Source organism: Vibrio sp. SCSIO 43136, from assembly GCF_023716565.1.
Classification (GTDB): Bacteria; Pseudomonadota; Gammaproteobacteria; order Enterobacterales; family Vibrionaceae; genus Vibrio.
In genome coordinates this window covers 858,290-879,527 of the sequence record NZ_CP071849.1, presented here as the reverse complement: position 1 = coordinate 879,527, position 21,238 = coordinate 858,290, and the positions used below count along the sequence as shown (strand labels likewise).

General features: G+C 44.3%; 20 protein-coding genes. 10 read left to right on the top strand and 10 right to left on the bottom strand.

The features are described from left to right. Positions 1-80: 80 nt before the first annotated feature. On the top strand, positions 81-2,255 hold the full coding sequence (locus J4N39_RS18800; protein ID WP_252026791.1) for a TonB-dependent hemoglobin/transferrin/lactoferrin family receptor: 2,175 nt from the start codon (positions 81-83) through the stop codon (positions 2,253-2,255). 374 nt (positions 2,256-2,629) lie between these two features. Here J4N39_RS18800 and galE read toward each other — a convergent pair whose 3' ends face one another. Next, the gene (galE, locus tag J4N39_RS18795; RefSeq protein WP_252026789.1) at positions 2,630-3,643 is read right to left on the bottom strand and encodes a UDP-glucose 4-epimerase GalE; all 1,014 of its coding nucleotides are present in this window, start codon (positions 3,641-3,643) and stop codon (positions 2,630-2,632) included. A 201-nt stretch (positions 3,644-3,844) separates the two neighbouring features. Between galE and J4N39_RS18790 the strand changes: the two genes are divergently transcribed. The 3 genes from J4N39_RS18790 to J4N39_RS18780 are packed head-to-tail and all read left to right on the top strand — an operon-like array spanning position 3,845 to position 6,172. After that, positions 3,845-4,558, top strand: a complete 714-nt coding sequence (locus J4N39_RS18790; RefSeq protein WP_252026838.1) for a 5-oxoprolinase subunit PxpA — start codon at positions 3,845-3,847, stop codon at positions 4,556-4,558. 1 nt (position 4,559) lies between these two features. Then, positions 4,560-5,255: a 5-oxoprolinase subunit PxpB gene (gene pxpB, locus J4N39_RS18785; protein WP_252026786.1), complete on the top strand. Its 696-nt coding sequence runs from the start codon at positions 4,560-4,562 to the stop codon at positions 5,253-5,255. Further along, complete coding sequence (locus J4N39_RS18780) at positions 5,243-6,172, top strand: 5-oxoprolinase subunit C family protein (RefSeq protein WP_252026784.1); 930 nt, start codon at positions 5,243-5,245, stop codon at positions 6,170-6,172. Before pxpB ends, J4N39_RS18780 begins: the two co-directional genes overlap by 13 nt. Positions 6,173-6,245: 73 nt before the next feature. On the opposite strand, the gene J4N39_RS18775 is transcribed toward J4N39_RS18780, so the two are convergent. From J4N39_RS18775 to J4N39_RS18765, 3 genes are all read right to left on the bottom strand, one after another. Next, positions 6,246-7,295, bottom strand: a complete 1,050-nt coding sequence (locus tag J4N39_RS18775) for an efflux RND transporter periplasmic adaptor subunit (protein WP_252026782.1) — start codon at positions 7,293-7,295, stop codon at positions 6,246-6,248. Between the two features lie 4 nt (positions 7,296-7,299). Then, positions 7,300-10,614, bottom strand: a complete 3,315-nt coding sequence (locus J4N39_RS18770) for an efflux RND transporter permease subunit (RefSeq protein ID WP_252026780.1) — start codon at positions 10,612-10,614, stop codon at positions 7,300-7,302. 119 nt (positions 10,615-10,733) lie between these two features. Continuing rightward, a complete protein-coding gene (locus J4N39_RS18765; RefSeq protein ID WP_252026778.1) occupies positions 10,734-11,042 on the bottom strand; it encodes an ArsR/SmtB family transcription factor in 309 nt (102 codons plus the stop codon). 156 nt (positions 11,043-11,198) lie between these two features. On the opposite strand from J4N39_RS18765, the gene J4N39_RS18760 reads away from it, so the two are divergent. Further along, positions 11,199-11,384: a YgaP family membrane protein gene (locus J4N39_RS18760; RefSeq protein WP_252026775.1), complete on the top strand. Its 186-nt coding sequence runs from the start codon at positions 11,199-11,201 to the stop codon at positions 11,382-11,384. 35 nt (positions 11,385-11,419) lie between these two features. Further along, on the top strand, positions 11,420-13,123 hold the full coding sequence (locus J4N39_RS18755) for an FAD-dependent oxidoreductase (protein WP_252026773.1): 1,704 nt from the start codon (positions 11,420-11,422) through the stop codon (positions 13,121-13,123). Between the two features lie 106 nt (positions 13,124-13,229). On the opposite strand, the gene J4N39_RS18750 is transcribed toward J4N39_RS18755, so the two are convergent. Then, positions 13,230-15,404 carry a CHASE3 domain-containing protein gene (locus J4N39_RS18750; protein WP_252026771.1) on the bottom strand — a complete coding sequence of 725 codons (2,175 nt, stop codon included), beginning with the start codon at positions 15,402-15,404 and terminating at the stop codon, positions 13,230-13,232. A 339-nt stretch (positions 15,405-15,743) separates the two neighbouring features. Then, complete coding sequence (locus J4N39_RS18745; RefSeq protein ID WP_252026769.1) at positions 15,744-16,127, bottom strand: DUF2750 domain-containing protein; 384 nt, start codon at positions 16,125-16,127, stop codon at positions 15,744-15,746. A 162-nt stretch (positions 16,128-16,289) separates the two neighbouring features. Here J4N39_RS18745 and J4N39_RS18740 point away from each other — a divergent pair, with 162 nt between their 5' ends. After that, a complete protein-coding gene (locus tag J4N39_RS18740) occupies positions 16,290-16,802 on the top strand; it encodes a peptidylprolyl isomerase (RefSeq protein ID WP_252026767.1) in 513 nt (170 codons plus the stop codon). A gap of 47 nt (positions 16,803-16,849) precedes the next feature. Here J4N39_RS18740 and J4N39_RS18735 read toward each other — a convergent pair whose 3' ends face one another. After that, positions 16,850-17,923, bottom strand: coding sequence for a ketoacyl-ACP synthase III (locus J4N39_RS18735; protein ID WP_252026765.1), 1,074 nt, complete (start codon positions 17,921-17,923; stop codon positions 16,850-16,852). Between the two features lie 218 nt (positions 17,924-18,141). On the opposite strand from J4N39_RS18735, the gene trxC reads away from it, so the two are divergent. Beyond that, positions 18,142-18,576, top strand: a complete 435-nt coding sequence (trxC, locus tag J4N39_RS18730; RefSeq protein ID WP_252026763.1) for a thioredoxin TrxC — start codon at positions 18,142-18,144, stop codon at positions 18,574-18,576. A gap of 35 nt (positions 18,577-18,611) precedes the next feature. Here trxC and J4N39_RS18725 read toward each other — a convergent pair whose 3' ends face one another. Further along, complete coding sequence (locus J4N39_RS18725; RefSeq protein WP_252026761.1) at positions 18,612-19,226, bottom strand: DNA-J related domain-containing protein; 615 nt, start codon at positions 19,224-19,226, stop codon at positions 18,612-18,614. A 151-nt stretch (positions 19,227-19,377) separates the two neighbouring features. Between J4N39_RS18725 and J4N39_RS18720 the strand changes: the two genes are divergently transcribed. Both J4N39_RS18720 and J4N39_RS18715 read left to right on the top strand, forming a co-directional pair. After that, positions 19,378-19,917, top strand: coding sequence for a GNAT family N-acetyltransferase (locus tag J4N39_RS18720; protein ID WP_252026758.1), 540 nt, complete (start codon positions 19,378-19,380; stop codon positions 19,915-19,917). A 66-nt stretch (positions 19,918-19,983) separates the two neighbouring features. Further along, positions 19,984-20,598, top strand: coding sequence for a DUF2238 domain-containing protein (locus J4N39_RS18715; protein WP_252026756.1), 615 nt, complete (start codon positions 19,984-19,986; stop codon positions 20,596-20,598). Here the strand turns inward: J4N39_RS18715 and cutA are convergent. Together cutA and J4N39_RS18705 are read right to left on the bottom strand one after the other, a co-directional pair. Next, positions 20,578-20,901 carry a divalent-cation tolerance protein CutA gene (gene cutA, locus J4N39_RS18710; RefSeq protein WP_252026754.1) on the bottom strand — a complete coding sequence of 108 codons (324 nt, stop codon included), beginning with the start codon at positions 20,899-20,901 and terminating at the stop codon, positions 20,578-20,580. The genes J4N39_RS18715 and cutA overlap by 21 nt on opposite strands. Positions 20,902-20,904: 3 nt before the next feature. After that, the gene (locus J4N39_RS18705) at positions 20,905-21,156 is read right to left on the bottom strand and encodes a hypothetical protein (RefSeq protein ID WP_252026752.1); all 252 of its coding nucleotides are present in this window, start codon (positions 21,154-21,156) and stop codon (positions 20,905-20,907) included. Positions 21,157-21,238: the final 82 nt, after the last annotated feature.

Below are 21,238 nucleotides of genomic sequence, written 5' to 3'. Positions count from 1 at the left end.
GATAACAATAACGATAGTTATTATCATTTAGATCCAATACACTCCGTCTCGTTCAACACTACGACGAAGATGGATAATATATGTCGCATAATAATTTTAAGAAGCCACTTTTGACTTCTTGTATTCTTTTAGCTCTTTCCCAACCAGTTTTTGCTCAGTCTAACATTGTGTTCGACGAAGTCGTTGTTTCGGCGACCAAAATTGAGCAAGACATCAAGGATGTTTCTGCCACCGTTGAAAAGGTATCAAGCGATGATATCGATAATGCTATGGCCACTGATTTAAAACAAGCACTTAAATACACCCCTGGTGTTGAGGTGAATGGAACTGGTCGCTTTGGTATCTCCAGCTTCAATATTCGCGGTATGGATGGAAGCCGTGTCAAAGTAATGGTAGATGGTGTTCAGCAAGCCGTACCATACAATCCAGGTGCAGCAGAACAACGCCACTATTCAAATGCATTCGAAGTAGACACTCTAGCTTCTATTGAGGTAAATAAGGGACCATCTTCAAGTATCTACGGTGCAGATGCATTGGGTGGTGCAGTTCTTCTTAGAACGAAAAACCCTAGCGATGTGCTTAAAACTGATGGTGATGAACAGCGCTTTGGCATCAAGTCTGGTTACACTTCTGCAGACAACACATTCAAGAATACTGTTACTTGGGCTGCTCGCAAAGATCAGCTAGAAACGCTGCTTATGCTCACTTACGCAGACGGCAACGAAACTAAAGCTCATCATACAGGCGACGATATCGATGGTGCCAGCCGTGGTCTAGCTAACCCAGCAGACAAGAAAATCGGCAATCTACTTGCTAAGGCGTACTATCAATTAAATGATGCACATCGTATCGGTGCTACCATTGAATACCATCAAAATAAGTACGACGAAGCAACTCGTTCAGAGGACAATACCAACATTGGTGGTTTCTTGTTCTATAACAACAACCGAGCTGAAGATACCCATACTCGTATGCGTGTAGGTATTGAACATGAATGGCTTGCAAATGCTGTGTTTGCAGATGACATTAAATGGTCACTCAACTACCAAGATCACGAGACGATCAACAAGAACTACGAGCTTGTAACTTCGTCGAGCCCAATGTTTAACTACGGTAATCGCTTACGTGAACGCACAGCCCAAGATAAATCTTATCAGTTTGATCTTCAGGCAAACAAAGTCATAGAAGCCGAAACTCTGTATCACCTATTCAGTTACGGTGGTTCGTACCAGAAAATGGATTATAGTCTAGAAAATACCGATTACTATCTAGACAAAGGTACATCGAAGCCAGGCTCTACTCAGATCCCTAACTCAAAACTGGTTAACTGGGGAGCGTTCATCAATGACCAAATTTTTATGTTTGATGACCGTCTGATTTTGAATGCAGGCCTTCGTTACGATTCGTTCAGCGCTGATCCAAGTACAACTGATGGGTTTACTACAGAGTACGAGTCGAACAGTGATTCGGCATTCACAGGCAAAATCGGTGCGGTATACCACTTAAATGAAAACCTAAGTACATTCGCTCAAATCAGCCAAGGATTTAAAGCCCCAACGGTAGAAGATCTTTACTACTTCTATAACAGTGGTGCGTACATCGCTCCAAACCCTAATCTTAAAGCTGAACGAAGCACTTCTTACGAAATCGGTCTTCGTGGTAGCAATGAACTCGCAAAGTTCGAGCTTGTTGGCTTCCACAACAAATATGATGATTTCATCACTACACGAAACACGGGTGAAACAACGTCTGACAACCGTCCAATTTACGAAAAAGTTAACTTAGATAAAGTTGAAATCAGTGGCGTTGAATTTGGTACCACAGTATTAATGGATGAAGCGTTTAGTGCACCACGTGGTGTCTACACTAAGTTCTCGATTGCCCATACTGTTGGCAAAGACCTAGCGACAGGTAAAACTCTAGATAGCATTGCGCCACTTAAGAGTGTTTTCGGTCTCGGTTATGACAACTATGACAACAACTTTGGTGGTATCGCCAGTGTCAACATGGCCGCAGCTAAAACAGGTTGGGAAACTGAAGATAATCTAACGGTACCAGGTTATGCAACGCTAGACCTTACTGCATATTATCAGCCAATGTATGATCTTACTCTGCGTGCTGGTCTATTTAATGCTTTCGATACCAAATACTGGTTGTTTGATGATCTAGCAGGTCGTACATCCACCAGCACAGGTGTTGATCGTTATACTCAGCCGGGTCGTAACTGGTCGGTTAGCGTCGAATACTTCTTCTAATAAAATTTAGAAAAAGTAAAAACAAAAAAGCCAGCATCAAGCTGGCTTTTTAACATGTTAAGTTCATAAAAAGTAATCAAAAAGTGAATCAATGAACTAACAAGTAGACTTAGTTTTCTAACTTCTCTTTTCTTACCATCACGACAGCTGCCACGATGAATGCGAAGATCAGCGCAAGTTCCATAATGTACCCCAAATATCAATTATGAATCACTTAAGACACAAAAGTTAACAAGTTGTTTATTAACCCTGTGAATTAAGCATCGACGTTAGTCTAGCAGTTACCGCTCAAATAAAAAGCAACAATTCGAAAAAATTAAAAAAATCTCGATTTAGATCAAAAAAGAGGCGCTAGCGCCTCTTTTGTTACATTTTTACTCGGGATAACCCTGAGGGTTTTTTGATTGCCAATTCCAAGTGTCTTTAGTCATTTCATCTAAAGTACGACTAGCTTTCCAGTTAAGTTCACTCTGTGCTTTAGCTGGATCAGCCCAGCACTCTGCAATATCACCAGGACGGCGTTCTACAAGCTTATATGGAATTTTGGTCGTAGATGCTTTTTCAAACGCTTTCACCATTTCCAAAACGCTTGAACCATTGCCCGTACCTAAGTTATAGATATGCAGGCCATTTTTGTTACCCACTGCTTTAAGCGCTGCTATATGCCCATCAGACAGGTCCATCACATGAATGTAGTCACGCACGCCTGTACCATCTACTGTTGGGTAATCGTTACCAAACACACTCAAGAACTCACGACGGCCTACAGCAACCTGAGAAATAAACGGCATCAAGTTATTCGGGATGCCTTGTGGATCTTCACCTAACTCACCTGACGGGTGTGATCCAACCGGGTTAAAGTAGCGGAGCAAAGTGATACTCCAGTCGGGATTAGCTTTTTGGAAATCAGTTAAACACTCTTCGACCATCAATTTGCTTCGGCCATAAGGGTTGGTTGCGCTGGTTGGAAAATCTTCAGTAATCGGTACTGATGCAGGATCACCGTACACGGTTGCGGAAGAACTAAACACTAAAGTCTTCACGCCGGACTCACGCATAGCCTCTACTAATACAAGTGAGCCATGTACGTTGTTGTCATAATACTCTAGTGGCTTTTCAACCGACTCGCCTACCGCTTTTAAGCCCGCAAAATGAATGCACGCCGTCACTTGATGTGCTTTCATCGTCTCAACAAGCAAAGATTTATTGCGGATGTCCCCTTCCACGAACAGTGGACGCACACCAGAAACTTTCTCGATGCGCTCCAATACACTGGCTTTACTATTATAAAGGTTATCTAGAATGATTGGCGTCATTCCCGCTTCAATCATCTGAATACAGGTATGGCTTCCGATATAGCCCATACCACCGGTTACTAATACGTTCATTATTGACCCTTCCAACTGGTTTGGCTCTAGTTTAGTCAAGCTGAAAAAAATTCCTAGTGATTACAGCGACTAAATAAGTGAACTTTGTATGATTTACGCAGTTTTGATACTTACTCACCTCGAAATTTGCTCTAGGATAAAAGGATCAAGTGACAAAAGGACACGAGTTTGAATAAGGACATAATCAAGCTTAACTGCGACATGGGTGAAAGCTATGGTGCGTGGAAGATGGGAAGTGATGAACAGGTGATGCCTTGGATTGACATGGCTAACGTTGCTTGTGGTTTCCACGCCTCCGACCCCGACGTAATGGCCCATACCCTACAACTCGCTCGCCAATACGATGTTACCATCGGGGCGCATCCATCATATCAAGATCTCAAAGGGTTTGGTCGACGTTCCATACCACATACACCCGATGAAATTACCCATGCAGTCACCTATCAGGTTGGGGCTTTACAAGCATTAGCCAATTTATACGATTTGAAAGTTGAGTACATTAAACCTCATGGCGCCATGTACAACGACATGATGAAAAGTCCTCAGATTTTTGAAGCTATCTTAGCGAGTGCTGAGAATCTACAATTGCCTCTCATGGTGTTAGCTGGCAACAATGATCAGCTACTGGAACTGGCCGACAGCTATAATGTACCGCTACTGTTTGAAGCCTTTGCCGATAGAGCATATCAAAGCAATGGGCAACTGGTGCCGAGATCACACCCAAATGCAGTTCATCACAAACAAGATGATATTTACCATCAGGTGTTACAAATAGCCAACTATGGCAGCGTGACTTGTATTGATGGCACCGCAATTGCAATAGAAGCAGACACTATATGCGTTCACGGCGATAACTTAGAAAGCATTGCAACGATTGAACGCCTTTCCCATGCGCTGAATGCTAATCGGGGGTAATGTGACCAAAGCCAGAATAGAACCTATCGCTGAGTGCAGTATTTTGCTTACTCTAGCCAACGAAATTGCACCGAGCAACGCAATCAAAATTGCCTCTCTGGCCCACCAGATCCAAGCGGAGTTGGGCGATGTGTTGATGAATGTCACCCCGTCCTATACCACGATACTGGTTGACTACTTACCGTTTTATATTTCGGAAGCTCAAATGTGTACTGCACTTGAAACGCTGGCTAGCCGAATATCAGATCAGCCAAGCACGCAGGGACGAACCATTGAGCTTCCCGTTTACTACGACGTTAGCGTCGGCCCTGACCTTGATCGCTACGCTGAAAGTCGTCAATTATCAACCAGTAACGTCATTGAAATTCACACCCGGCAAAACTATACCGTCTGTGCCATGGGGTTTGCCCCTGGTTTTGCCTTCTTAGCGTCAGTAGAGCCTGAAATAGCAATGCCGAGACACGCTACGCCAAGGAACTATGTGCCAGCAGGAAGTGTCGGCATCGCAGAAACTCAAACGGCGGTCTATCCGCAGCGTTCACCTGCCGGTTGGAACATTATTGGTAATTGCCCTATCCCGCTCTACCGACCAGACTCTGAAGTCATAAGCCCTTTTGAAGTCGGTGATACTGTACAGTTCGTTTCTATCTCACAACAAGAATACCTTGAGCTAGGAGGTGAGTTATGGGAGCAATAGAAGTTTTAAAGCCTGGCCAATTGAGCTTGCTGCATGATTTCGGTCGATTCGGATTGAGTCAACTCGGCATTACTCAAGGAGGCCCTGTCGATGACTACGCCTACAGTTGGGCAAACTATCTTTTAGGTAACTCTACCAACAGTACAGCCCTTGAGATCACGCTTGGTCAGGCGGCATTCAAAATCTTGTCCCATTGTAACCTTGCCATTTGTGGTGGCGATCTTCAGGCTAAGCTTGATGGACAACCTATCTGTAATTGGTCACGATTTAGTGCCAAAAAAGGCCAAACTCTCACTTTTGGGTTACCCCGTAACGGGTTGCGAGCGTATTTGGCCGTAGAAGGCGGGTTTGATGCACCGACTCACTATGGTAGCAATTCTACTGTGCCAAAAGATCTACTTGGCGGGCTACATCAAGATGGGCAGAGCTTAAAAGCCAGTGACATTATTGGATTTAGCCAGCGCCAAACTGCCAATGTTAGGTCGAAAAAAGTCACTTTCCGCTTCACTCCAGATTACAATCTTCCATTGAGGCTAAGAGTGATTGAGTCCTACCAACACAGTCACTTTTCAGAGGACTTTAAAACCCAATTTTTTAGCCAGGAGTTTATCGTTGACCAATCCTCTAACCGTATGGGATATCGTCTTAAAGGGGTTGATCTCAACCCACCGAATGAGTCACTGATTTCAGAAGGTATTGCGTTAGGATCGATTCAGCTTCCGCCTGACGGTAATCCAATAATCCTGCTTAATGACCGACAAACCATCGGTGGATACCCGAAATTGGGTTGTGTCGCCAGAATCGACTTACCACGGCTTGCCCAAGCTAAACCGGGACAAGCAGTGCATTTTGTTCTTGGCGATCGCGAAGGACTTCAACAAGTCTGGTGTAAATGGGCTCGATTTTTCGGTTACTAAGGCGTGTTTAAGTCCGACTCCAATAATAAAAAACGCCACGGTATTATTTGCCGTGGCGTTATCGATTAAGGCCCTAGTAACCCAGCGGATGCAAAATTACCTTTTCGCCTTCCTTAACACCTTTTCTAACTCGATTGTCCTGACCTAACTGAACCAGTCGAGTTCTGCGTACATCATCTTCTAACACTTGTACGTAATCTAATTGCCCCACTTTATACAGCGCTTCTTTAGGCAAGGTTAATACCGGCTCTTGATGACTCAGCACTTTTACTTTGCCATAAACACCTGGATAGACTTGATTCACCTCGTTTAGGTCTAGTTTCACCAAGAAGCTGCGAGAGGTATTGTCTACAGCAGGTGAAATCTCTGCCACTTGACCAACCCCAGCAACTTCAAACGTAGGTAGCACAAATTCTAACTCACTGCCCAAAGAGATATTACGGATTAAAGATTCGGCAATATCAACTTCTAACTGTAAAGAGTCGGGATTATAGATACTGAGCAATTGCGCACCTGGGGATGCCGTGTCGCCTTGGTTAATTGGTCTCTGCGTAATAACCCCGTTAAAAGGTGCTGTAATTATGCTAAATCCGAAGGTAGTTTCCGCTTCCGATACTGCTGCTTGAGCTTGCTTAAAGTTCGCAGTGGCCGACTGTAACTGGCTCTCGACACGATCAAACTCAGACTGTGGAAGCAGCTTTTTGCTCACCAATTCATTAACACGGTCAAACTCTTTACGTGAAGCATTCAATTGAGCTTGAGCAGATGACAAAGCTTGCTCAGTTTGCATCACACGAGCATCGAGATCATCACTCTCAAGACGCATCAACACATCACCTTGAGTGACAACGTCACCTACATCAACCAATACCTCAGCAACTTTGGCAGTCAAACGAGCAGATAAGATCGCTTTTTGCTCTGCACCTACAGTGCCAGTAAATTCACGATATACACTAGTGTTCTTTGCGGCTAATTCTACTAACTGAACCGAATCGGTATCGACCGATGAGCTCTTTTCTTCCTGCTGTGCAATCTTAGGAGTAAAGAAACCCGCCATATACAGGAATAACAGCCCCAGTAGAGCAAACAGCACACCACCTAATAAAAGTTTCGAAGACTTCATGTTTTTATTCCTCCGACACGGTTGGTAGACCATGTCCTTTCACATTCTGATAAGCTAAGTTGTACACCACAGGAATGACCGCCAAGGTAAATACCGTCGAAGCTGTGATACCAAAAATAATTGCCCAAGCCAGTCCGTTAAATATTGGGTCTAAGGTGATAACGATATTACCCAACAAAGTTGTACCCGCAGTCAGCAATATAGGACGCATTCTCACCGCACCCGCTTCAATCAAGGCTCTATGTAACTCTTGCCCACTAGCAAGTGACTGATGAATAAATTCAATTAGAACCAGTGAGTTACGTACAACGATACCCGCCAAGGCTATCATGCCAATCATCGCCGTTGCAGTGAACAAGGCAGGATTTGGGTAGCCATTAATTTCACTGCCCATAACATTGAGCAGCCAAAATCCCGGCATGATACCGATCACTGTTAGTGGGATCGCTAGCATGATAATGCCAGATACCGCAGGTAGACCCGTTTGTACTAGCATTACGATGAACACACCTAATAGCGCAGCTCCATAAGCAATTCCTAAATCACGGAATACATCAACAGTGATTTTCCATTCACCCTCGCCTGACCAAACCACTTCAATATCTTGATCAACAGCCCAACCATCTCCTGCACCATTTGCTAGATAGTGACGTTCCGACAATGGTACTCGTTGCTCACTTGCCGCTTCTCCTTCATCGGACAACACATCAGCAATCACTTCACCCGGCACTCGGCCAACCGTTTCAGCATACACGTAGACCACAGGCTTTAAGTTTTTGTGGTAAATGGTGCGGTCTTTACTTCGTAGTTGAAACTCACCAAGTTCAGACAGTTGCACCAAAGGGGATGGTGTGGTTTCCAGAGCTCCATCAATCGATTGTTTCGCAATGCCTTGCTGACCACGAACATAGAGCGACAACAGTTGATCAAGTTGGTCTCGGTCACCTTTAGGCAATCTTAAAGTTACCGCTAGTGGTTCGAGTTCTCGCTCCGCCTTTAAGGTGGCTAACTGGAAGCCATTATTGGCCGCCGAGATAGTACGATTGATGTCAGCAACAGAGATACCAGACAATGCGGCTTTCTCTCTATCGACAATGAACTGCCAAACCTGAGTTTCACCCTCTATTGAGCTGTCAACTTCAGAGACAAACTCTTCACGCTTGAGTCGTTCTACCACGACCTTCGCTTGCTCTTGAAGCCTTCCATAATCTGTTGTTTCGCTGCCGTAAACCTCTGCTGTTAATGTGGCAATCACAGGCGGTCCCGGCGGAACTTCGACCAGTTGTACGGTTGCGTTGTTTTCAGATGCTATCGCTTCAATATCTGCTCTGATTCTGGTGACAATTTCATGCGACTGCATCGCTCTACGATCTTTCTCAGCCAATACAATTCTTAACTCACCTTGATAGCTTTCGTGGCGCATGAAGTAGTGTCTCACCATGCCATTGAAATCCATAGGCGAAGGCTCCGCAGAAAACGCAGATACAGACGAAATTTCAGGTACCGTGACTAAATAGTCTGAAAACTCCCTCAATGTGTTTGAAGTATCTACAAAACTACTGGTTTCAGGCATGTTGACGATAAGCTGAAACTCGTTTTTATTGTCATAAGGCAAAAGCTTTAGTGGGACCAATCGCATAGCAGGGAGCAATGCAGCGCCTACGAATAGACCAGCCACCAGCAATAAGAACATCCAACTTTTGCGTCGACTCGCGAGCAGTGGTGTGAGTAACTTATCGTAAAACTTGTAAAGCAGCGTTGTTTCTATTTGGTACTCGCCTTGGTCTTGTGCCGCTCTCAATATTTTTTTCGCCAACCACGGAGTAATCATAAACGCCACGACAGTACTAAACACCACACTGATTGGTACATTAAACGCAAGTGGCGCCATATAAGGGCCCATCATGCCGGTTATAAAGAACATTGGAGTGAAAACAATCACGATAGCAACGGTCGACATGAGTAGCGCACTACGGATCTCAGCCATTGCAAGGACGATGGCTTTAGTACGAGTAAGATCCTTACGTTTCAGATAACGTTCAATGTTATCGATACTTGCGATCGGATCATCGACGATCAAGCCGAGCGCAAGGATCAAAGCAAACAGTGTGACTCGGTTAATTGAGTAGCCAAATGCTAAGTCCATCCCCAGAGCTGCGCCGTAGCTGATTGGAATAGCAATGCCTACCACCAACGCACTGCGCCAGTTTAGAAACAACCCAACAAAAACAACCACGGTAAGAATTGAAATACCTAAGCTTGAAACGAGGTTTGTCACTTTATCGTTGGCAGTTTGGCCGTAATCTCGAATGATCTCTATTTCCACGCCTTCTGGTAGCGACGTGGATTGAATCGCACTCAGCTCATCCAAGACATCTTGTGCAACCGAAACGGCATTTGCACCTTTTTGTTTAGCCACGGAGATAAACACTGCAGGATAACTCTCGTCACTTTTCCCGCTTGCAGGTCCGAAACGTAGCCAAGTATCGGTTTGCGCTTCTTCAGCGCCATCTCGAATCGTTGCTATATCAGCTAGATAAACTGGTTTACCGTCAACCACATTGACCACTAACGACCCAAGTTCCTCAGAATTCTTAAAATACTGACCTGACTCAACTTCAAACTGAATATCTGCCCTTTGTGTAGTGCCTGCACTTAGCTTTTGATGACTCAATGAAAATGCGTTTTGAAGGTCATCAATGGTAGTATTCCGGCTCGCCATTGCACTGGCGTCAAGCGCTACTTCAATATTACGAGCTTCTCCCCCATAGACCTCGACAAGGTTGGTGTTTTTTAAAGATTTCAGTCTTTGGGTTGCTTGCTGTGCAAGTCGTCGCAATTCATACGTACCGACCTGTTCAGGATTGGTCGAATGGAGTGCGGCAACAACGATAGGCACGTCATCAATTTCGACGGGCTTTATCATCCAATTAGTCACTGATGATGGGACTTTGTCTTGATTTGAGTAAAGCTTGTTGTAAAGCTTTATCAAAGCATCTTCACGGCTCTCTCCTACATAGAAGCGGACAATCACCTGAGCGCTGTTTTCCATGGATGCGGAATAAACGTACTCCACACCATCGATTTGGCTTAATAGCTTCTCTAACGGCTCCGTAACTTGCTTCTCTACCTGCTTAGCACTCAAGCCCGGCGCCTCAATTAATACGTCAGCCATCGGTACGACGATTTGAGGGTCTTCCTCTTTTGGCGTTAACCAAAGTGCAACTGCTCCTAGAGCAAGCGCCAAAATGATCAGTATCGGCGGGAAAAAGCTGTTCATTGTTCGATGAACAAATCCAAGCCTAGGTTTGTTTTCCATTCTTCCTCCAAAATTTCGCATTGGAACCCATGCCTAACGCTGAAACCAATTGCCTGATGAGCAATGCGAAACATAAAATTAGAACCGCTAGTCTTACGTGGTTAAATCTAACGGTGTTATCAAAATTTTTTGGCTTGTTGACAAAATAGAGCGTGCAGATTTTCAATCAATTGCTCAATTCTTGGGTCAGCAAGTCGATAGAAGACTTGTTGAGACTCTTTGCGTACATCCACCAGTTTATGGTTACGAAGAACCGTCAAATGCTGTGAAAAAGCCGACTGCCCTAAAGAAGAGTTAGCTTGCAACTCTCCAGCACCAACTTCTTTGTCTATTAACTGGCACAGCACCATCAGACGTTCAGGATGCGACAATATCCTCAATATTTCAGATACTTGAGTCGCATTTTCTTTCATACTTATAAGGTCCATAACCTTCCCCCTTTAACTTGCAGCTAAATTAGTTTTAGCTAAATAAGCGATAACAGTCAACACTTATTTAGTTTTTTCTAAATTAATGCAATAAACATTAGACAACGCTAATTTAATGGCGTATGGTTTATTCAAATCACACAGGAGGATGGAACGATGACACTTGATAACAGCATTAGAGTTCTAGCAGGAAGCATGGTGTTACTCTCACTGGTGTTGACTCAGTTGGTTAGCCCACTATTTATTTGGTTTACCGTGTTCATCGCGCTCAATTTGATTCAAAGCGCATTTACAGGTTTCTGCCCAGCTTCTATCCTTTTGAAAAAATTAGGTTTCAAATAATCATTGGTCGTTGATAGACCTATCGGAGTTATGTAATGACAAAGATCGTTATCGTTGGTGGCGTCGCTGGTGGTGCTTCTGCTGCGGCTCGCGCTCGCCGTTTAAGTGAAGACGCTGAAATCATCATGTTTGAGCGTGGTGAGTTTGTCTCATTCGCAAACTGCGGACTGCCTTACCACATCGGAGGTGATATCCAAGAGCGAAGCAAACTTCTGCTGCAAACGCCACAAAGCTTCCTAGCACGATTTAATGTCGATGTACGCACCATGAGTGAAGTGACCGCCATCAATCGCCATGAAAAATCGGTCACGATCAAAAATAGACTCGACGGTAGCGAGTACCAAGAAAGCTATGACTTCCTGCTACTCAGCCCAGGTGCTGCACCTGTAATGCCCCCTATTCCTGGTATCGATAACCCATTAACGCACTCACTGCGCAATATCCCAGACATGGATAGGATCATTAATACAATTCAAATGAATCAAGTGAAACACGCAACCGTCGTTGGTGGGGGTTTCATCGGGCTCGAAATGATGGAAGCATTTCATCAGTTGGGAATTGAAACCACGCTTGTTGAAATGGCCGATCAGGTAATGACCCCTGTCGATCGCGAAATGGCAGGTTTTGCTCATGCAGAAATCCTCCAAAAGGGAATTGATTTAAAACTTGGTGTCGCACTAGAAGCGGTCGAGTACGTGGCAAACGAGCATGTAGCAAGTGTCGATGCTGGCGAAAGCGAAGACAAACAGCACCTAAAAGGTTCATTGAACTTAAGCCTAAACAACGGTGAGCAATTAACCACCGACGTGTTAATCATGGCGATAGGCGTTAGACCGGAAACCACCCTAGCTCGTGATGCTGGACTTGAGATCGGAGATCTAGGCGGTATTTATACGAATGCAATGATGCAAACAAGCGATCCGAGTATTTACGCCGTCGGTGATGCGGTTGAAGAAAAAGATTTTGTAACTGGCAACCAAACACTAGTACCACTAGCGGGACCTGCCAATCGTCAAGGCCGAATGGCTGCGGACAATATGCTTGGCAGATCAGAAACCTACCAAGGCACACAAGGCACCGCTATTTGTAAGATCTTTGATCTGGCTGTCGCCTCTACGGGTAAAAACGAAAAGCAACTTCAACGTGAAAACATCACTTATGAAAAAGTTTACGTTCACACAGCGAGCCATGCGAGCTACTACCCTGGCGCTGAGATCGTTTCTTTTAAAATGATGTTTGACCCTGAAAACGGCAAAATTCTAGGCGCTCAAGCTGTCGGTAAAGATGGTGTTGATAAACGTATTGATGTCATGGCTGTCGCTCAACGCGCAGGGATGACGGTCGAGCAGTTACAACATCTAGAGCTTACCTACGCCCCTCCTTATGGCAGTGCTAAAGACGTGATTAACCAAGCTGCTTTTGTTGCAAGCAACCTTATAAAAGGAGATAGCAAGGCCATTCATTTTGATGAGATAGACAACCTCAATGAAGACCAGTTGTTACTTGATGTTCGTAATCCGGGTGAGCTAGAAAATGTCGGATACATTGAAGGTGCTATCAACATCCCTGTTGATCAATTGCGCCAACGCATGAACGAACTACCAAAAGACAAGGAGATTGTGATTTACTGTCAGGTTGGGTTACGTGGTAACGTAGCATATCGCCAATTAGTCAATAATGGTTACAAAGCTCGCAACCTACTTGGTGGCTACCGAACTTATCTATTTGCTAATCAGTGATCCCATGCAATAAATGAGTGCCGTCATCACTCTCAATCGTTAAAACTAAAACACCAGAGCGTTATTTGCTCTGGTGTTTTTCCATTAGGCTACGGTTTTTTTGCTTTTAGACTTTGAACTGATTAACTAGCGATCTCAACACTTCAGCTCTTTGTGCTAGTTCCTGCGCGGACGCTGCGGCGTTATTTGCCTGTGCGTTAGAACTTTGTGAAACTTGGGCAACGCTTTCGATCCTTTGGCTTATCTCACTACTAGCCTGTGACTGTTGCTCTGCCGCAGCGGCAATACTATCTATTTTGCTCGCAACATCTTCAGCGCCTGACACGATATCACTTAAGCTGCTGCCTGCTTTAGATGCATAACCGAGTCCTTCTTGAACCAGCTGTGCCCCCGACGCCATTTTCTCAACCGCTTGCTGTGTAATTTGCTGAATTGAGGTGATTGACTCACCAATATCTTTGGTCGCTGTTGTGGTTCTATCAGCAAGTGCTCTTACTTCATCGGCCACCACAGCAAACCCTCTACCAGCTTCACCCGCTCGCGCTGCTTCGATAGCCGCATTCAACGCCAAGAGATTCGTCTGCTCTGCAATGTCATTGATGACGTTAATCACATCACCTATCTCAGCTCCACGTTTACCAAGTTCAGACACACTCGCCGAAGACGCCGTTACTGCGGTGTCTATAGCATTCATTCCTGTAATAGTACTTTCTACCACTTCACCACCAGTATTCGCACTTTCGCCCGCTTGCTTGGCGTTTAACGTAGCATCCGCCGACTTGTGCGCTACGTCCTGAATACTCAGGGACATTTGATCAATTGCTGAAGCAATTTGAGTCACCTGCTGAGACTGGTCTTCAAGATCACTTGCCATCAAATTGTTGGTTTCGGTAATAGTCTGAGATTCGGACACGACTTGCTCTGTTGTTTCTAAGACCTGCTTCATTACTTGGTTAGTTTTCGTTACCGCCTGATTATAACTTGCGGCCATAGTGCCGATTTCATCGGTGGTTTCTACCGTGATCTGATGAGTCAGGTTACCATTGGCGAGTTCTGAAAGTCCTTGGGCAACTTGAGCAACTGGTGTTGAGATTGACTGAAATACCACCCACGAAACACCCACTCCAAATATCAGCGCCATCAGTGTTCCCGTCACGATAGTAGTGTTTGCATTTTCCGCCGCATCGACCGCTGCAGCCTGCCTTTCAACCATCAGGCGTTTCTCCACGTTAATAAACTCAGCTATCTGGTTTCTGAACTTATCGAAGAAGACCTTACCGCGAGCTTCACCCACCAATTTGGCCATATCATTCATGGTTTTCGAATCACCAATAATGGTACGCAGCTCAATATTTGGTTTAACGACAACAGTATCCCATTCATTGATCGTTGTTTGCATCTCTTCAAGAAGCGTCACCTGTGCGGGGTTATCGGCTACGGTCTGTTTAAGTTCATTTAAAATGGAATCAAAACGCTTACGGCCTTCATTGTATGGTGTTAAGAAACTCGCTTGCCCTGAAAGCAAAAAGCCCCTCATCCCAGTCTCCATGTCTACGGCGGCGGATAACAGTTGTTGGTTCTTCTCGATGACATCGTAGCTATGAGACACGCGCTGAGTTGCGCTGGCCAACTCATCCATCGCTCGGTTAAGTTGATTAAATTTGAAAGTATTGACGGTACCCGCATTATTGATTTGAGCGAGCAAGGTTACGCTCTTTTGGTGGTTGGCTTCGCTAACATTTTTGCGTTGTTCGAGCAGTACTCGCTCCCGCTGTTCAAAGGTGCCGATTTGCTCACGGAACTTGTCAAAAAACACTTTACCTTTCGCTTCACCGATAATGTCAGCTACATCATCCATGGTTTTAGCGTCCCCAATGATTCGACGAAGTTCTATGGTTGGTTCGGTGACCTGTGTTACCCAATCATTTATCGTCGATTCCAACTCAGTTAGTCTTCTCACCTGAGCAGGGTTGTCATTCACAGTGAGTTTTAGCTCATTAACTCGCTTTGAAAAGTCTTGCTTACCTTGGGTGTAGGGAGCTAGAAAATCCTCTTTTCCAGCTAGCAAGAATCCTCGCATGCCAGTTTCCATATTGACTGCAGCGGCTTCTATTTGCAGCGCGTGCTCGATGACTTTATGGGTATGGTCCACCATTGCACTCGAGCCCACTTGCATATCAGAACTGCGAATTGAAATAATGGATAGAAAGACAAGCAACACTAGTGGAACACCAGTGCCAATACCCAGCTTCCATTTGAGCGACGTGTTTTTGAAAAGCATACTTTATACTCCTTGCAGCCAATGCTGAACATGAGTCATAAAGCCTGTTTTGTAACGGGCAGCAAAATAAGCCCACACTTAACTGTGCAGACCAATCTAAACGAGGTGCATGAGAAAGGACACCATCTGACTCATCGGTTATTTCACATTAATAGTTCTATAATTTGAGTGTGAGATACCAAATTGAGATAGTCAAACTGCGAGGAAAAAGTATTTGAATTTTCTAGTTAAGTGATTAATACCCAATACAGAAATTATGGGTATATTGAACCAGAGGTTTGATAACAGTGATTAGAAAAAAGGAAGCTAACTCGCTTCCTCTGAATCTGATGGACTGGATTATCTTGATTTTTTCTTTAGCTCAAAATCAAATTCGTCAGGAAACAGTACAACGCCTTCCTCACTTTCATTTGGGAATACCACCACTGCCAGTTCGTCGTCTTCTAAGCCATAAGTCCAGCGACTATGCCACTTGTTGAGAGAAATCGCTTCTGGTTTACACGCTTCCCACTCGCCTGTCGCCCAAGCGGCGGCAAATTCTTGATTTGGCCACACTGGTACACAATCTTCGTCTTCAGTATTTAGCATCACACAGCCGTGCTCATCGGTCAGAATCCAGATTTCACGGTTAGCCACAACTTCTTTCACACAGTACTTAAGTCGCTGCTCTGCATCGTACTTATTAATGGTATCGATTTGAGCTTGGTCTAGTTGCTTTGACATGCAGTTTCTCTTTATCTAGGTTTGACCCCGCAAGTGTTGTGCAATTCATCATGGGAGTCAAACGCTTTCCCGAACATAGCGGCTTTCACTTGCCAAAATCGATGTTAAGACTTGTGCGGAATCACTATAATAGCCGCCCCAACCACAACAGCAACGATACTAATGATTACTCTCACGACATCGAAAGGAAAGATTGAAATCGAGCTCTATACTTCACAAGCTCCAATCACCTGCGAGAACTTTATACGCTATTGCAAAGAGGGATTTTATCAGGGGACCTTGTTTCACCGCGTCATTGAAGGGTTTATGATCCAAGGTGGCGGCCATGAATTAAAAAGCGATGGGTTTGCAACCAACTTAGTTGAGAAAGGTACCCATGCTCCTATTAGAAATGAAGCCAGTTCTGATCTAAAAAACGTGTTAGGTACCATTGCTATGGCAAGAACTGATGCACCTCACTCGGCAACGGCGCAGTTTTTTATTAACGTCGCTGACAACGATTTCCTTGATCACACCGCTCCGACAAATCATGGCTATGGATATGCTGTGTTTGGTCGAGTCGTGACTGGCATGGATATTGTGCTAGCTATTGCCAATACTCCAACTTGTACCCGATTTGGTCATGAAGATATGCCTGTTGAAGACATCACTATTGATGGTGTGGTTATCAGCTAAAAGAAAGCCCAGTCAATATGACTGGGCTCTAGATATCATAGTTATCGCTAGGCTTTAGATTTACAGTATTCAATCGCCTGTTCTAGAAGTTCTAACGCAGTTTGCTCACATTCAGGCAGTTTTGCATCAGACTCTTTGATTGGAGTTACCCTGTCACCCCAAATAATATGGCCTGCACCCCAGGTTAAACCTGCGCCAAATGCTGCGGTGAGAATATTGTCACCCGGTTTGATCTTACCTTGTTCAACCGCCTCACAAAGTGCGATAGGGACTGTTGCTGCGGAGGTATTACCGTAGTTTTGAATATTCACAAACGCTTTATCTTGGCTAATTCCAGCGTGATCGCAAAGGGTTTGAATGATACGGATATTTGCCTGATGAGGAATGACAACATCGATAGCATCGGTAGTCATTTGCGAACGTTGCAACACCGTATGTGCCGCAGCACCCATGCCTCTCACTGCTCGTTTGAAGATTTCTTTACCAATGAACTGAAAGCTCCAGTAACCATTATCTGCAGCAAAACGATCCATTGCAGTACCAAATTTAGGGACGGACAGAATGTCACGGCCCTGAGCATCACAGCCTAGTTGTGCGTGTTGTAGGCCAAGTTTTTTCTCGGTCTTACTTACAACAACAGCGCCAGCGCCATCGCCGAATAACACAGCGGTGTCACGCTGAGTCCAGTCAACATAAAACGAAAGTCGCTCTGCACCAATCACCAATGCATTACGATAATTGCCTGCCTGCACTAAACGCGTTGCCATCTCCAATGAGTATACGAATCCTGTACACGCCGCATTCAAATCAAATGAGGCTGCAGTTTCAATACCTAAATTGGCTTGCACCTTTGACGCTATATTAGGAATCAGATTGTCTGGCGAACAAGTCGCGACAATAATGCAATCGATCTCTTGTACATCGACACCTGCACAGTCGATAGCGCGTTTAGCAGCAACTGTTGCAAGATCTGAAGTATGTACATGGCTTATGCGACGGTTTTCAATACCGGTACGAGTACGAATCCACTCGTCAGAGGTTTCTAGAAAAGTGCTCAAATCGTTGTTTGACAACGTTGCTGGTGGAATACATTTTCCCCAGCCAGTGATTTCGGCGTACATACAGTCCCCACCTTGTTGTTATTTTTGAAGGTCAAAGCATATAGAAAAAGTGTAACAATTGAAACGTATCAATGATGTCGTCAACAAATCGTTTGAAACAGTTCAATTTTATTTGAATAGGTAATACCCAAGCGTTATCCATTTCATCCTAGACCATCACACCAATCCTGCTACAATGACGGAAAAATTAGCTACAACTAATATAAAAAAGAGGAAGTATGACGAGCTTTATTACACGTTGTCCCCACTGCTCAAGCAAAAACAAAATCCCACTAGAAAGAATTTCAGATACAGCGAAATGTGGCAAATGCCAACAAGGCTTACTCGATGGAGCCCCAATCGAAGGGACCAAGGAGAACATCGACGCATTGCTGCAAAGCGAGTTGCCGATTGTGATCGACTTTTGGGCTCCTTGGTGTAATCCGTGTGTGGGCTTTGCACCAGTTTTTGCAGATGTTGCGGCTGAGCGTACGGGTAAAGTACGTTTTGTAAAAATAGATACAGAAGCGCAACAAGAGTTGGCGATGAAATATCAGATCCGTAGTATCCCAACGGTAATGGTGTTTAAAAATGGTCAGCGTGTAGATGTTATCAATGGCGCCCTACCTAAAGGCCAATTCGACCAGTGGTTAAATTCGGCATTGCAAAAATAGATATCAGAGCCCAAAACATTTGTTTTGGGCTCAATTTATTCTCGCAGAAGGTTCCATGCTTCGCACATCACTCTAAATTTCTCTGGGCTCCCACCTTCTCTATCAGGATGCCATTTCAGCGCCATACGTCGCCACTGTTTACGAATTTCAGCCTTAGTTGCAGACTCATCAAGTTCAAATAGCTTTAGGGCTTTAAGTCGAGTCATATCGGAGCCATTGGTTGAACCGACAAATTCCTTATAACGAGTCCAAAACTCATTGAGAAGACGCTTCACTTCTCCGCTTTCTGCTTCATAGTTATGCCAATCGGTGTAATAGTCCCTGAGTGGATCATCAAGATCAATGCTGTGATGACTCGCCTCAACGGCATTAAATAGCTGAATATCCATGGCCTGAACTTGCACCCAATACTCTGGATAAAGCACTTCTTGAAGTTGATATAAACCGTTCATGATCAAAAAATTGCGCTTAAACAGATCCTTTTCTGGCGAAGCATCAAGAAAAGGGATCAACCCAAGTTCTGCCAGATGAGTACACATGGTATGTACCTTCCAGCCAGAATTCTTACGCTTAAGCACTTCCAAAATTGGCCACAGTAGCGGATTTTCTAGGTGGGGATCATGGCTATGTATAACTTGTGAATCGGGCATAACTACTCTTTTCTCTGTGGCTTAACTCAATTCAACGACAAAAATTGAATTTTGTCATCACTGTTAAAGAGCAGCATGTCACAGAAATGGGTTTGTCACTGGGCTCAAAGTGTGGTTATCCTGTAGGGAAAAATCTTTATAGGAAACAACAATGAGACTAATAAGACCTTGTAAAGAATATAAAAATCAATTTCTTCGCTTCTATCATGACCTGCTCGACAATGATCCGGAAAATGCTGAGTTCTACTCTGGTGCCATTCGTAGTTACAGTCGTTATATACAGAGTTTAATCGATGAGGAAGCTGGCAAGTTTCTAAAACCAGAACATGTGCCTTGCAGCCATCGCTGGTTTATCAATGATCTTGGCGAGATCGTCGGCGTGATCCGCATTCGTCACAATATCGACACACCTATCCTTAAGAATGTTTGCGGCCATATTGGCTATGACGTAGCACCCTCCTACAGAAGACAGGGCTTTGGTACCTTAATGCTTGAACATGCGTTGCAGATTGCGAATGAGCGAAACATCCAAAGTGCTTTAATTTCAGCCGATGAAGATAACATTGCTTCTCGAAAAGTGATCGAAGCCAATGGTGGAAAGCTAGATAAGGTGATCTATTCACACGAATTTCAAAGCTATGTTGCACGTTACTGGGTACCAACTCACACAAATGAACAGTGTTCAATTTAATAATTGAACACTGTTTTATTATAATGCATACTACTTCCATTACGTCAGATAATGGAATCATTCAGCATGCTTACATCTTTGCGCACTAACCCAACTCTTAGCTCTCTGAGCCTTGTTTATATCGCAACTCTTATATTCTCGATGATAAACCCTGCCTCTTGGGCAGTATGGACGGCAGAAATCATCCCAGTTGTTGCCGTATTCATACTAATCATTACGACACACAGCAAGTTTCGATTCTCTAACACTGCGTACCTTTTAATGTTTGTATGGCTAATTATGCATACCATTGGGGCCAGATATACTTTCGCCGAAGTGCCGTTTGACTGGTTTAATGATTTAATTGGTGCGCAGAGAAATCACTATGATCGCGTCGCCCATTTTTCGATTGGATTTTATGCCTACCCAATCGCTGAGTTTGTTTACCGTAAGGGTTACAGCAATGCGATACTGTCTGCCCTCTTCGGTCTGTTTGCTATGATGAGTGTTGCAGCTGGCTATGAAATTATTGAATGGTGGTATGCGGATTTAGCCGGTGGTGACGAAGGCATCGCATTCCTTGGCTCTCAAGGCGACATATGGGATGCCCAGCGCGACATGCTGTGCGATACCTTAGGCGCTATCGCCTCTCTAGCACTTTTTTGGGTAAACAGAGATAGTCTAGCGGCTCGTCGAATCTGACAACCACTGCAAATAGGCTTCTAATCCATTAGTAATTGGCAACTGCACGACTTGAGGTGTTTCGTAGTCGTGCAGTGCAACAATTTCGGCTTCCACACTTTCATAAAGCACATGCGTGGTTTTAATAATCATCAACTTCTCTGAATCTTGGCAAATCTCGCCCTGCCAAAGATAGTGACTTTGGATCGGCATAACCTGAATACAAGCGGCCAGCTTTTTATTTAACAAACTATCTATGATAGTTTTCCCAACCTCATCATCACAGTATGTCGACAATACAGTACAAAAGCTCGTTTCACTCATTGCTCATTTCATCCTTACTTTGCCGCCAATAATTTTGAATGCTGGCACACCTCTTATCAAGGTTTCACGAGCAAATACCCCTTCGCAACTTGGGCATCTGCAGGGCGATTCTGTGTAGTCTTCTACAATACGTTCGACAAAACACTTCACTAATGCGCCTTTTCCACCTTTTCGGTACTTATACAGCTTGGCATTACATCTAGCACAAGAGATATCAACGGTTTTACTCGGCCCTTTCTTATTTGGTCTTGCCATCTATCTCAATCTGCTAAAACACTATACATGGTCGTGATTTTACCCCGCCTACTCTAATAAACAATGAAACCACGACAAAAAA